The sequence below is a fragment of the Pantoea sp. JZ2 genome, assembly GCF_035191405.1.
GTDB lineage: Bacteria > Pseudomonadota > Gammaproteobacteria > Enterobacterales > Enterobacteriaceae > Pantoea > Pantoea stewartii.
In genome coordinates, this window is sequence record NZ_CP045247.1 from 1,687,655 (window position 1) to 1,701,112 (window position 13,458).

Annotated in this window: 9 protein-coding genes; 4 read left to right on the forward strand and 5 right to left on the reverse strand. The window is 54.0% G+C overall.

The genetic code is table 11. The annotated features are described in order from the left end of the window. The first annotated feature begins 141 nt into the window (after window positions 1-141). Window positions 142-1,338: a nicotinamide mononucleotide deamidase-related protein YfaY gene (locus GC087_RS08405; RefSeq protein ID WP_006120010.1), complete on the forward strand. Its 1,197-nt coding sequence runs from the start codon at window positions 142-144 to the stop codon at window positions 1,336-1,338. A gap of 75 nt (window positions 1,339-1,413) precedes the next feature. Here the strand turns inward: GC087_RS08405 and GC087_RS08410 are convergent, their stop codons facing one another. Continuing rightward, window positions 1,414-2,001 (reverse strand): TetR/AcrR family transcriptional regulator, encoded by a 588-nt coding sequence (locus tag GC087_RS08410; protein WP_324030274.1) that lies wholly within the window; start codon window positions 1,999-2,001, stop codon window positions 1,414-1,416. A gap of 145 nt (window positions 2,002-2,146) precedes the next feature. On the opposite strand from GC087_RS08410, the gene GC087_RS08415 reads away from it, so the two are divergent. Beyond that, a complete protein-coding gene (locus tag GC087_RS08415) occupies window positions 2,147-2,536 on the forward strand; it encodes a RidA family protein (protein ID WP_006120008.1) in 390 nt (129 codons plus the stop codon). A gap of 70 nt (window positions 2,537-2,606) precedes the next feature. Here GC087_RS08415 and yfaE read toward each other — a convergent pair whose 3' ends face one another. From yfaE to ubiG, 4 genes are all read right to left on the reverse strand, one after another. Beyond that, window positions 2,607-2,867, reverse strand: coding sequence for a class I ribonucleotide reductase maintenance protein YfaE (yfaE, locus tag GC087_RS08420; RefSeq protein ID WP_006120007.1), 261 nt, complete (start codon window positions 2,865-2,867; stop codon window positions 2,607-2,609). Window positions 2,868-2,869: 2 nt separating this feature from the next. Beyond that, a complete protein-coding gene (gene nrdB / locus GC087_RS08425) occupies window positions 2,870-4,000 on the reverse strand; it encodes a class Ia ribonucleoside-diphosphate reductase subunit beta (RefSeq protein WP_006120006.1) in 1,131 nt (376 codons plus the stop codon). Window positions 4,001-4,078: 78 nt separating this feature from the next. After that, window positions 4,079-6,364, reverse strand: coding sequence for a class 1a ribonucleoside-diphosphate reductase subunit alpha (nrdA, locus tag GC087_RS08430; RefSeq protein ID WP_324030276.1), 2,286 nt, complete (start codon window positions 6,362-6,364; stop codon window positions 4,079-4,081). Between the two features lie 456 nt (window positions 6,365-6,820). Next, window positions 6,821-7,549, reverse strand: a complete 729-nt coding sequence (gene ubiG / locus GC087_RS08435) for a bifunctional 2-polyprenyl-6-hydroxyphenol methylase/3-demethylubiquinol 3-O-methyltransferase UbiG (protein WP_324030278.1) — start codon at window positions 7,547-7,549, stop codon at window positions 6,821-6,823. Between the two features lie 176 nt (window positions 7,550-7,725). Between ubiG and gyrA the strand changes: the two genes are divergently transcribed. Beyond that, window positions 7,726-10,368, forward strand: a complete 2,643-nt coding sequence (gene gyrA, locus GC087_RS08440) for a DNA topoisomerase (ATP-hydrolyzing) subunit A (protein ID WP_033740609.1) — start codon at window positions 7,726-7,728, stop codon at window positions 10,366-10,368. Window positions 10,369-10,589: 221 nt separating this feature from the next. Next, entirely contained in the window at window positions 10,590-13,436 is a 2,847-nt protein-coding gene (gene rcsC, locus GC087_RS08445; protein ID WP_033740958.1) for a two-component system sensor histidine kinase RcsC, read from the forward strand. Window positions 13,437-13,458: the final 22 nt, after the last annotated feature.

Genomic DNA, 13,458 nt, shown 5'->3' on the forward strand with positions numbered 1-13,458 from the left:
TCCTGTCCGTTCTCCCTTTCTGGTTCTTCCGCACTTCTGTCACCTGCCTGAAAATGCCGTTACCCGGTTAATTCCTGCCCGCAGATTGTGTTTTGTTCAGGGGCTTTCTAAAGTAAAGCGACAGGCACAAGGAGAATGAATGTGATAAGAGTTGAAATGCTGTCCACGGGCGATGAAGTGTTACATGGACAAATCGTCGATACCAACGCCGCCTGGCTGGCTGATGTGTTATTTCAACACGGGCTGCCGATGACCAGCCGGACTACGGTGGGTGACGCAATGTCGTCGCTGGTGGAAACGCTAAAGGCCCGCAGTCTTGAGGCGGACGTGCTCATCGTGAATGGTGGACTGGGGCCAACCACTGACGACCTTAGCGCCCAGGCCGCGGCCAAAGCGAGCGGGGTAGGGCTGGTGATGCAGGAAGCCTGGCTGGAAACGATGGAAGCCTGGTTCGCCAGCCGCGGACGGGTTATGGCTGAGAGCAACCGTAAACAGGCAGAAATTCCCGCTAACGCCGAAATGCTGGATAACCCGGTCGGTACCGCCTGTGGCTTTGCACTGCAACTCAATCGCTGCTGGATGTTCTTTACGCCAGGCGTTCCCTCTGAATTCAAGGTAATGGTCGAACAACAAATCATTCCCCGTCTGAAAGCGAAGTTCGACCTGCCTGAACCGCCCGTTTGCCTGCGGCTGACCACCTTTGGCCGGGGAGAAAGCGACATTGCGAATGAACTGGAACCCTTGCCGCTGCCGGAGAACGTGCTGATGGGCTACCGTTCTTCCATGCCGATTATCGAAATCAAACTTACGGGGCCAGCCGAACAGCGCGTCGCGATGGAGCAGGTCTGGCAGCAGGTACGTTTGTTGCTGGCCGAGTGTACGATATTTGAAGGCACTGAGGGGCTGCCTGCACTGCTGGCGCGGGAACTGCATCAACGTCACTGGCGGCTGGCGATCAGCGAACAGTACACCGCAGGGTTACTTCACTGGCAACTGGCTTCGGCTGACGTGCCCCTTAGCGCCAGCGAAATTCTGCCGCAGCAGGACGAGAGTCTGGATGTTCAGGTCATGCGTACCCAGGCGCTGGCGACGCGCTTGCAGACTCAGCTTGCCCTGTCCGTCGGCAGCCTGAGCGAAGACGCGATCTCTGTGGCGCTCCATACACCGGAAGCGACCTGGGGACAACGTGTTAAATTCAATAGTGGTCGTCACAACCTGGAAACCCGTCAGAAAGTGGTGGCGATGATGGCAATGAACATGCTGCGGCGCTGGTTACACGGCAGCGAGGTCAGCACAGGGCACGGCTGGATTGATGTGCTTGAAACTATCAAGCATTAAAAATACGGACCGGTGCCAAACGGCACCGACCGCCTTCTTTTTCTGCTCCCCGCTTTTCCTCAACTAACACGCTGTTTAACGCCGTAGCCCCGTCGCCAGCACGGTAAAGGTCGCCGTGACTTTAGCCAGCGTGGCCTGGGGCTCGGCGCTGGCGGCCACCCACAAGGCGGCAGTAAACGCCGCACCATTCAGCAAGCGGGCAGCGGCTTCAACATCCACGGGCTTCAGCACGCCGCTCGTGACCATCTCCTCCAGTGCATGCTGGGTTGCGGTCAGGCAGGCGTTCTGGCTGGGCCACAGCGAGGGATCGCCAAGAAAGGCCGGGCCATCCAGTAATACAATACGCTGCACTTCGGGGTCCAGCGCCATCTCGATATAGGCGATACCTCCCGCCAGCAACTGGTTCCAGCTGTCGCCCGCTCTGGCCGCGCGCGCTTTTGCACGCTGGGCGATTTCACTGTCGACTTCCGCGACCACAGCGGCGAGAAGGCCACGTTTATCGCCAAAATTGTGATAAAGCGCACCGCGCGTTAAACCAACGCTCGCCGTCAGCTCATCCATGGACGCGGCAGCAAACCCCTTTTCGGCAAAGGCTTTACGTGCGGCGGCAATCAGTTTAAGGCGATTTTCTTCCATTGTGACCGCACGAGGTCGTCCTGCCATGGTTCTCTCCTTTTCGTATACGTCGCGTATCTGAAATTGACATACGGGGCGTATGTGTGTTTTATTTCACATACGGGAAGTAGATTAAATCATGTCGTCATGAGGCGCATGATTTCCTGATAACAACTCACCAGAGGGTAAAACAATGAGCAATCGTGAAGCAGTTTTCCCGGCGGGTCGTCATGCGCTGTATGAAAGGCATGGCTATTCCGCTGCGATCCGCTCGGGCGACCTGCTGTTCGTCTCGGGTCAGGTTGGCAGTCGCACGGACGGATCGCCTGAACCGGATTTTGCTGCTCAGGTGCAACTGGCCTTTGAGAATCTGCGCCAGACACTGGCGGCGGCAGGCTGTTCGTTCGATGATCTTATTGATGTCACCACGTTTCATACCGACCCTGAAACGCAGTTCGCTACCATTATGGAAGTGAAAAAAGCGATATTTCCGCAGCCACCTTATCCTAACTGGACGGCGGTCGGCGTTAACTGGCTGGCAGGATTCGATTTTGAAATCAAAGTCATTGCCCGTATCCCCTGAGTCAGCACCCGGCGAAAAAAAACCGTCATTCGGTTGGGATGACGGTTTTTTAAACGCTTTGGCTCAACCACTAGAGTTCAAGCTCGATTTCACCTTTCGCCTTACAGCAGCAGGGCAGGATCTCCCCCTGTTCAATAAAGGCCAGCGGGGTTTCCGCGTAGTCGACCTCGCCGCGCAGTAACCGCATACGGCAGGAGCCGCAGTAACCTTCCCGGCACTGAAACTCCACGCACAGGTTGTTGGCTTCCAGCATGGTCAACAGATTAGGATGATCGTCTGCGCACTCCAGTCGGGTGCCGGAACTGCGCAGAATAACAACAGAACGGCTCATCGTTATAACTGGAAGTCGTCGAAGTCGTTTTCGCCCACTTCTGAATCAATCTGACCCACCAGGTAAGAACTGACTTCCACTTCCTGCGGGGCAACCTGAACGTTATCGGACACCAGCCAGGCGTTGATCCAGGGAATCGGGTTCGAGCGCGTTTCAAACGGCAGATCGAGGCCAACCGCCTGCATACGAATGTTGGTGATGTATTCGATATACTGGCACAGGATATCTTTGTTCAGACCGATCATGGAGCCGCCGCTGAACAGGTAATCTGCCCACTCTTTCTCCTGTAAGGCCGCTTTCTTAAACAGCTCGAAGCACTCTTCACGGCATTCGGCGGCAATTTCTTTCATTTCAGGATCGTCTTCACCGGTGCGCAGCAGATTCAGCATGTGCTGGGTGCCGGTCAGGTGCAGAGCTTCGTCGCGTGCAATCAGCTTGATGATTTTGGCGTTGCCTTCCATCAGTTCTCGCTCAGCAAACGCAAAAGAGCAGGCAAAGCTGACGTAGAAGCGGATCGCTTCCAGCGCATTGACGCTCATCAGGCAAATATACAGCTGCTTTTTCAGCGCGCGCACGTTAACCGTAATGGACTTACCATTGACCTGATGCGTACCTTCACCCAGCAAATGCCAGTAGTTAGTCATCTCAATCAGGTCATCGTAGTATTTAGAGATGTCCTGCGCACGCGCCAGAATCTGCTGGTTGGTGACGATATCGTCAAACACTACAGACGGATCGTTCACGATGTTGCGAATGATGTGGGTGTACGAGCGAGAGTGGATCGTTTCGGAGAACGCCCAGGTTTCGATCCAGGTTTCCAGTTCCGGAATCGAGATCAGCGGCAGCAGTGCCACGTTCGGGCTGCGTCCCTGAATCGAGTCCAGTAACGTCTGGTATTTCAGGTTGCTGATGAAGATATGCTTTTCATGATCGGGCAGGGCCTGGTAGTCGATGCGATCGCGCGAGACATCGACTTCTTCAGGACGCCAGAAGAACGAAAGCTGCTTTTCGATCAGTTTTTCAAAGATATCGTATTTCTGCTGGTCAAAGCGCGCCACGTTAACGGACTGACCGAAAAACATAGGCTCTTTCAGCTGGTCATTTTTGTTTTGTGAAAAAGTGGAGTAAGCCATAAAAAACTGTCCATGGTAGACGAGGCTCAGCACCGGCCTCGCGGAAAAATGTGGGCGGGAAAGGCTCCCGCCCGACCGTCAGATCTTACAGGCGCCGCTTTCGCAGCCATCATCCTGAATAGAAGGTGCCAGATCGTCCTGCGCATCTTCCGCACCATCACGGGTGTTTTGGTAGTAGAGCGTTTTCACGCCAAACTTGTAGGCGGTCAGCAGATCTTTCAGCAGTTGCTTCATCGGCACTTTGCCATTCGGGAAGCGCGACGGATCGTAGTTGGTATTTGACGAAATCGCCTGATCGATGAATTTCTGCATTACGCCAACCAGTTGCAGGTAGCCATCGTTGGACGGCATATCCCACAGCAGTTCGTACTGATCTTTAAGACGCTCATACTCCGGCACCACCTGACGCAGAATACCGTCTTTAGACGCTTTAATACTGATATGGCCGCGCGGCGGTTCGATACCGTTGGTGGCGTTTGAAATCTGCGACGAGGTTTCAGACGGCATCAGGGCAGAAAGCGTCGAGTTGCGCAGGCCGTGGGTTTTAATCTGCTCGCGCAGGGTTTCCCAGTCCAGGTGCAGCGGCTCGTTGCAAATCGCATCCAGATCTTTCTTGTAGGTATCAATTGGCAGCACGCCCTGTGCATAGGTGGTTTCATTGAACCACGGGCAGGCGCCTTGCTCTTTAGCCAGCTCATTTGAGGCTTTCAGCAGGTAGTACTGAATGGCTTCAAAGGTTTTGTGCGTCAGGCCATTCGCGCTGCCGTCGGAGTAGCGCACGCCGTGCTTCGCCAGGTAGTAAGCAAAGTTAATGACGCCAATGCCCAGCGTACGACGACCCATCGCACCCCGCTGCGCGGCCGGAATCGGGTAATCCTGATAATCCAGCAGTGCATCCAGCGCGCGTACAGCCAGCGTGGCCAGCTCTTCCAGATCGTCCAGGCTGTCAATCGCACCAAGGTTAAATGCTGACAGCGTACAGAGCGCAATCTCACCGTTTTCGTCGTTGACGTCATTGAGCGGTTTAGTTGGCAGCGCAATTTCCAGACACAGGTTCGACTGGCGCACTGGCGCAATACTGGCGTCAAACGGGCTGTGTGTGTTGCAGTGGTCAACGTTCTGGATGTAGATACGGCCGGTAGAGGCGCGTTCCTGCATCATCAGCGAGAACAGATCCACCGCTTTCACACGCTGCTTACGAATGCTGCTGTCTTGTTCGTATTTGGTGTAAAGACGTTCAAATTCGTCCTGATCGGCAAAGAACGCATCGTACAGGCCAGGTACGTCTGACGGGCTAAACAGCGTGATGTCCTCGCCCTTCAGCAGGCGCTGGTACATCATTTTGTTGAGCTGCACACCGTAGTCCATGTGACGTACGCGGTTACCTTCCACACCACGGTTGTTTTTCAGGACTAACAGGCTTTCTACTTCCAGATGCCACATCGGATAGAACAGCGTCGCTGCGCCGCCACGGACGCCGCCCTGCGAACAGGATTTCACCGCTGTCTGGAAGTGCTTGTAGAACGGGATACAACCGGTATGGAAAGCTTCACCGCCGCGAATCGGGCTGCCCAGCGCGCGGATACGACCCGCGTTAATACCAATACCTGCGCGTTGTGAAACGTATTTCACAATAGCGCTGGAGGTCGCGTTGATGGAATCCAGGCTGTCGCCACATTCAATCAGTACACAGGAGCTGAACTGACGGGTTGGCGTACGCACTCCCGACATGATTGGCGTCGGCAGGGAGATCTTAAACGTGGAAATCGCATCGTAGAAACGCTTGATGTAATCCATCCGGGTCGCACGCGGATAGCCTGAGAACAGGCAGGCCGCCACCAGAATGTACAGGAACTGGGCGCTTTCGTAGATCTCACCGGAGACGCGGTTCTGAACCAGATATTTGCCTTCCAGCTGTTTCACGGCCGCGTAGGAGAAATTCATGTCGCGCCAGTGGTCGATGAAGCCGTCCATCTGCTCGAACTCTTCACGGCTGTAGTCTTCCAGCAGATGGCGATCGTATTTACCCAGGTCAACCATCTTAATGACCTGATCGTACAGCGCGGGCGGCTCAAACTGGCCGTACGCTTTTTTACGCAGGTGGAAGATCGCCAGACGGGCGGCAAGGTACTGATAGTCAGGGGCATCGCGAGAAATAAGGTCTGCAGCGGCCTTGATGATCGTTTCATGGATGTCAGAGGTTTTGATGCCATCATAAAACTGAATGTGGGAACGCAGCTCTACCTGTGAAACCGACACATTGTTCAGCCCTTCAGCTGCCCAGTCGAGGACACGGTGAATTTTGTCGAGATCAATGCGCTCCTGGCGGCCATCGCGTTTAGTAACGAGCAGACTTTGGTTCATGTCGCGTTTTTACCTTTGCGTGAGTATCCAATAATTAAAAGAAATCCCGATTTATACACAGCATATTCATTGTGAATAATGTTGTGGATAAACACTACATCTTGGGGTTATCGAAGATAAGTATAACAATATGGAGGCTTATTCTAGTATTTTGCTGGCGCTTAACAAGAGGAAAAAATGATGTCTGCGGGGGTTGTATTTTCTGCGGGTTTTCTTAGGCCGCGTCTCGTAAGGCCGCAGGTCTTGTCAACCAGTCTGAGAAAATATTGCGATTTATGATCGACCGCTGATTTTTCAAACATTGCGCGACTTTTTCCAGCATTGGACTATACGAAAGCCTGTTTTGAGTCATAGCCGTCGTGCCAGAGCGCTTAACGCGTAGCGCTAGGAAGGATAGCGTTTTGTGATGACAGTGGGATGACAGCAGCGTGGGCAAAGCCGTACGCTGCACAGGAATTACGCCTCGCCGTGATGCGTGTGAATCATGTAGTTCACGTCCACACCTTTGCCCAGACGGAACCGATCGGTAAGCGGGTTGTAGTGCAGGCCTGTCATGTTGCGTTCACGCAGTGGGGTTTCATCCATCCAACCCAGCAGCTCAGAGGGACGGATAAATTTCTTCACATCATGCGTCCCACGCGGCACCATGCGCAGGACATATTCCGCACCGAAAATCGCCATCAGCCAGGCTTTGGGATTACGGTTAATGGTCGAGAAGAACACCTCGCCACCGGGTTTAACCAGCTGCGCGCAAGCGTGCACCACCGAACGTGGATCCGGCACGTGCTCAAGCATCTCCATGCAGGTCACCACATCGTACTGGCCTGCATGCTGGCTGGCATGCTCCTCGACCGTTTGTTGCACATAGTCGAGCGTCACGCCGCTCTCCAGCGCATGCAGTCGTGCCACCTCAAGTGGCTCCGCGCCCATATCCAGCCCGGTGACGATTGCACCTTCCCGGGCCATGCTTTCCGCCAGGATACCGCCACCACAGCCGACATCGAGCACTTTTTTACCGAACAGCCCGTGACTGTGTTGCGCAATGTAGCCCAGCCGCAGGGGATTAATACGGTGCAGCGGTTTAAATTCGCCCTCCAGATCCCACCAGCGCGAGGCAACGGCCTCGAACTTGGCAATTTCCTGTGCATCGACATTGTGCTGAGGGTTCTGTGGTTGTGCATTCATTGAATCGTGACTCCTGACAAAATGTGACATCAGTATAAACGCTTAACTTATCATGGCGCATCTTATCAACATGAGTAAAAGCACCTTAATAAGGTGGTTAACGTTCACCAGTGAATTGCGGTGTGATATACTTTCGCACCTTTAAAATCCGGGATTAGTAGAGGGATAGCGGCTCCATGAGCGACCTTGCGAGAGAAATTACACCGGTTAATATCGAAGAAGAGTTAAAAAATTCTTACCTCGATTACGCCATGTCGGTCATTGTTGGCCGAGCTTTACCCGATGTGCGTGATGGCCTGAAGCCAGTACATCGCCGCGTACTCTACGCGATGAGCGAACTGGGTAATGACTGGAACAAACCCTATAAAAAATCTGCCCGCGTCGTCGGTGACGTTATCGGTAAATATCACCCGCATGGTGATTCTGCCGTTTACGACACCATCGTACGTATGGCCCAGCCTTTCTCCCTGCGTTACATGCTGGTGGACGGTCAAGGCAACTTCGGATCCATCGACGGCGACTCCGCTGCGGCGATGCGTTATACCGAAGTGCGCATGTCTAAAATCGCCCACGACCTGTTAGCTGATCTGGAAAAAGAGACCGTTGACTTCGTACCGAACTACGACGGTACCGAGCAGATCCCTGAAGTTCTGCCCACCAAAATCCCTAACCTGCTGGTCAACGGATCGTCCGGTATTGCCGTCGGTATGGCCACCAACATTCCGCCGCATAACCTGCGCGAAGTGATTAACGGCTGCCTGGCTTATATTGAAGATGAAAACATCAGCGTTGAAGGGCTGATGGAACACATTCCGGGGCCTGATTTCCCGACGGCGGCCATTATCAACGGGCGTCGCGGCATTGAAGAAGCCTATCGCACCGGTCGCGGTAAAGTTTACATCCGTGCCCGTGGTGAAGTGGAAGTGGATGCCAAAACCGGACGTGAAACCATCGTCATTCACGAACTGCCCTATCAGGTGAACAAAGCGCGCCTGATAGAAAAGATTGCCGAGCTGGTGAAAGAAAAGCGCGTCGAAGGAATCAGTGCGCTGCGCGATGAGTCTGATAAAGACGGCATGCGTATCGTCATTGAAATCAAGCGTGACGCCGTTGGTGAAGTGGTTCTCAATAACCTCTATTCCCTGACTCAGTTGCAGACCTCTTTCGGTATCAACATGGTCGCTCTCCATCAGGGCCAGCCGAAGATTATGGCGCTGAAGGAGATTCTCGAAGCCTTCGTTCGCCATCGCCGTGAAGTGGTGACACGCCGTACTATTTTCGAACTGCGCAAGGCGCGCGATCGGGCACATATCCTTGAAGGTCTGGCGATTGCGCTGGCTAACATCGATCCGATTATCGAACTGATTCGCCGCGCACCAACGCCAGCGGAAGCAAAAGCGGGTCTGATCTCGCAATCGTGGGCGCTGGGCAATGTGGCCGCGATGCTGGAACGTGCAGGCGACGATGCGGCCCGTCCAGAGTGGCTGGAAGCGCAGTTCGGTATCCGTGATGGCCAGTATTACCTGACAGAACAACAGGCGCAGGCCATTCTGGACTTACGTCTGCAGAAGCTGACCGGCCTTGAGCATGAGAAGCTGCTGGACGAGTACAAACAGCTGCTGGATCAGATTGCAGAATTACTGCACATCCTGTCCAGCTCAGAACGTCTGATGGAAGTCATTCGCGAAGAGCTTGAGCTGATGCGCGATCAGTTCGGCGACGACCGCCGCACTGAAATTACGGCTAACAGCGCCGACATCAACATCGAAGACCTGATCAATCAGGAAGATGTTGTGGTGACATTGTCGCATCAGGGCTATGTGAAATATCAGCCGCTGAGCGACTATGAAGCCCAGCGCCGTGGCGGTAAAGGCAAGTCTGCCGCCCGAATCAAAGAAGAAGACTTTATCGATCGTCTGCTGGTGGCGAATACCCACGACACGATCCTGTGCTTCTCCAGCCGTGGCCGGCTCTACTGGATGAAAGTCTACCAGTTGCCTGAAGCCAGCCGTGGTGCACGTGGGCGTCCTATCGTTAACCTGTTGCCGCTGGAAGCCAACGAACGTATTACGGCGATTCTGCCGGTACGTGAATACACCGAAGGCTTTAATATCTTCATGGCTACCGCCAGCGGGACCGTGAAGAAAACGGGTCTGCAGGAGTTTAGCCGCCCACGTAGCGCAGGCATTATCGCGATTAACCTGCGTGATGACGATGAGCTGATCGGTGTGGCGCTGACGAACGGCAACGATGAGGCGATGTTGTTCTCTGCGGCCGGTAAGGTGGTGCGCTTTGCAGAATCCGCGGTACGTGCCATGGGCCGAACGGCTTCGGGCGTACGGGGCATTAAGCTGGCGCAAAACGATCGCGTAGTTTCGCTGATCGTGCCGCGTGAAGAGGGCGCTATTCTTACGGTTACGCAGAACGGCTACGGTAAGCGTACCGCGAACAGTGAGTACCCGACCAAATCCCGTGCAACGCAGGGCGTGATTTCCATCAAAGTAACTGAGCGTAATGGCCCGGTTATTGGTGCGGTACAGGTTGTCGACAGCGATCAGATCATGATGATCACCGATGCCGGCACACTGGTAAGAACCCGTGTCTCCGAAGTCAGCATCGTGGGCCGTAATACCCAGGGTGTGATCCTGATTCGTACAGCCGAAGACGAGAATGTTGTCGGTCTGCAGCGCGTAGCGGAACCGGTGGAAGAAGAAGAGCTGGATGCTATCGATGGCAGCGTGGCGGAAGGGGACGATGATATCGTACCTGAAGTCGACAATGACGACGATGATGAACCGGCAGTGGACGACGACGAGTAAGTTACCCGTCGTACGTTAAACCGCAACGGCAGGTCAGGGGTAACCCGGCCTGCCGTTTTTTTTGGCTGTGAAGACAGCGAGAGGAGAGGTGGGCGGCAGGTCAAACATTCTCAAACTGCGCCCTGAGCCCGGAGTCGACTGGCTTTTTCGCTGCGATAAAGCTAGTGTATGAACATCAAAAATCCAACAATGCGACTAACCTTGCCACCTGCGAGTCACCTTTGAAATATCTAGTTTCTTTCCGCACGACGCTGCGCATTTCGCGCTATCTGTTTCGCGCGCTGGCACTGCTCATCTGGTTGCTGGGCGCTGTTTTGACGACGTTCTATATTATCAGCGTCCTGCATGACAAAGAGAATAAGGTACGTCAGGAGTTTGCCAGTAACTACGGCACCATTGACTGGTACGTCCGTCATTCTGCGGGCATGATGCGTGAACTCAAATATATTGCTGAAAACCGGCTCGCCAGACCTGCACCCATCGGTCAGTCCCAGGCGGACAATCTGATTCAGCCGCAGTTTATGCCGTTATATTCCGGTGACGACTGTGCCTCCATGAGCACCACCTGGCGCAACTCGCTTGATTCCTTAGGCAACTACATTAACTACTGGAAAAGCAATTTCGCCTCCTCCTACGAGCTGAACCGGGTCTTCCTGATTGGCGGCGATAACAGGTGCCTGGCTGATTTTACCGTCAGCAATAACAATAATAATGTCAGTCGCGATCGCAGTCTGAAGCTTCTGCGGGAAAACCTGCAGCGTTACCGTAACAGCCCGGAAGAGGACCAGCGTAATCCGGCCTACTGGGTGAGCAGCTCCGCTCAGCCTGGTGTAGGCAGCTTCTCTGTGGTGATGCCGGTCTATGTGGCCGATAAACTGCAGGCTTTGCTGGGCGTAGAGCAAAATATCCGCCTTGATGAATTTATCCAGCCCGGCAGCCTGCCGGTGACCGCGACCATAACCGACGAAAATTATACGCCGTTGCTGACGTCACGCCGGGGAGGCGTAGGTTTCTCGCTAAACGAATTACCCGACGATAAAACCTGGTTTGGTTATCTGGACGGTTATCGCCAGCTGGTGCTCAAGAAACCCTTACCGCCATCAGAACTCAATGTGATCTGGTCGGTGTCAACGGATGTCCTGGTCGATCAGCTCAGGCTCATGATGATTAACGCGGTGCTGCTCAATATCATGAGTGCGGTACTGCTGTTTACGCTGGCCTGGTTATTTGAGCGGCGCATGTTTTTGCCTGCGGAAGAGAATGCACACAGGCTGGAAGAGCATGAGCAGTTTAACCGTAAGATCGTGGCGTCAGCACCGGTCGGGATCTGTATTCTGCGCACCAGCGATGGCACCAACATTCTGAGTAATGAGCTGGCGCATAACTATCTTACGTTGCTGACGCAGGAAGACCGCAAGCGGTTAAATGAAATTATCGGCGGCCAACAGGTCAACTTTGTGGATGTCCTGACGGGCAGCAACACCAATCTGCAAATCAGCTTTGTGCATTCCCGATATCGCAATGAAAACGTCGCCATCTGCGTGCTGGTTGATGTGTCCGCGCGCGTTCGTATGGAGCAGTCATTGCAGGAGATGGCGCATGCCGCTGAACAGGCCAGCCAGTCGAAATCGATGTTTCTGGCCACGGTCAGCCATGAACTGCGCACGCCGTTATACGGCATTATTGGTAATCTGGATTTATTACAGACACGACAGTTGCCCAGCGGTATCGACTCGCTGGTCACCGCCATGAACAACTCCTCCAGTCTGCTGTTAAAAATCATCAGCGATATTCTCGATTTCTCGAAAATCGAGTCGGAACAGTTGAAGATTGAACCGCGTCCTTTCTCCCCGCGTGAAGTGATTACCCATATTGTCGGTAACTATCTGTCGCTGGTGGTGAAAAAACGCCTGACACTGTACTGCTATATTGAACACGATGTTCCGCAGTTCCTCGATGGCGATCCCCTGCGTCTGCAACAGGTGATTTCTAACCTGCTCAATAATGCGATCAAATTTACGCATACCGGCTGCATTATCCTGCATGCATACGTCACCCAGGGCTATCTGGCCTTTCGTATGCGTGATACCGGCGTCGGGATTCCGGCAAAAGAGCTCACCCGGTTATTCGATCCGTTCTTCCAGGTCGGAAATGGCGTCCAGCGCAATTTCCAGGGCACCGGGCTGGGCCTGGCGATTTGTGAAAAGCTGATCAACATGATGGACGGTGATATTGAGGTGGAGTCAGAGCCGGGAATGGGAAGCCAGTTTATCGTGCGTATTCCCATCTACAATGGTAAGCAGCCGTCCATTCCACTGCTTGACGGGCTTCAGGATAAGAAAATCTGGCTGGCAATGCGCAATGAGTACCTGGCCCAGTATCTGGACAGGCTGTTGAAGCAACATGGCTTCCAGGTCGCCGATATGCTGGCAAACCCTGGCAGTGATGATGTGGTGTTAACCGACTATGCAATGGAGACATTCCCCCAGGTGCGTGCGGTTATCACGTTTGACGGCGCGCATGTGGATATGCCGCGTGAGCCGCAGGCAGGGCGCTGGATCCACAGCACGGCAACCCTGCATGAACTGCCGACTTTACTGGCGCGTATTTACCGCATTGCCGTGGAAACCGAGAGCACGGACGCGCTTTCTCTGAGCGGGCCGGTCGAAGAGAAAATCCATAATGACGACATTATGGTGCTGATCGTTGACGATCATCCTATCAATCGCATGCTGCTGTCAGAGCAGCTTGGCACGCTGGGTTATCAGGTGAAAACCGCCCAGGATGGTGTTGACGCCTTAAATGTCTTAAGCCGTAATACAATTGATATTGTGCTGACCGACGTGAACATGCCCAATATGGACGGTTATCGTCTGACTCAGCGCCTGCGTCAGTTAGGGCATGTGTTCCCGGTGATAGGCGTCACGGCGAACGCGCTGGCCGAAGAAAAGCAGCGTTGTATGGACGCAGGGATGGACAACTGCTTGTCGAAGCCCGTGACGCTGGATGTGCTGAAATCAACGCTGGGTCTCTATGCGGAGCGGGTACGTAAAGCCCGGCAGGGGTAAAAGAGAAGCGGAAGGAGGCGGT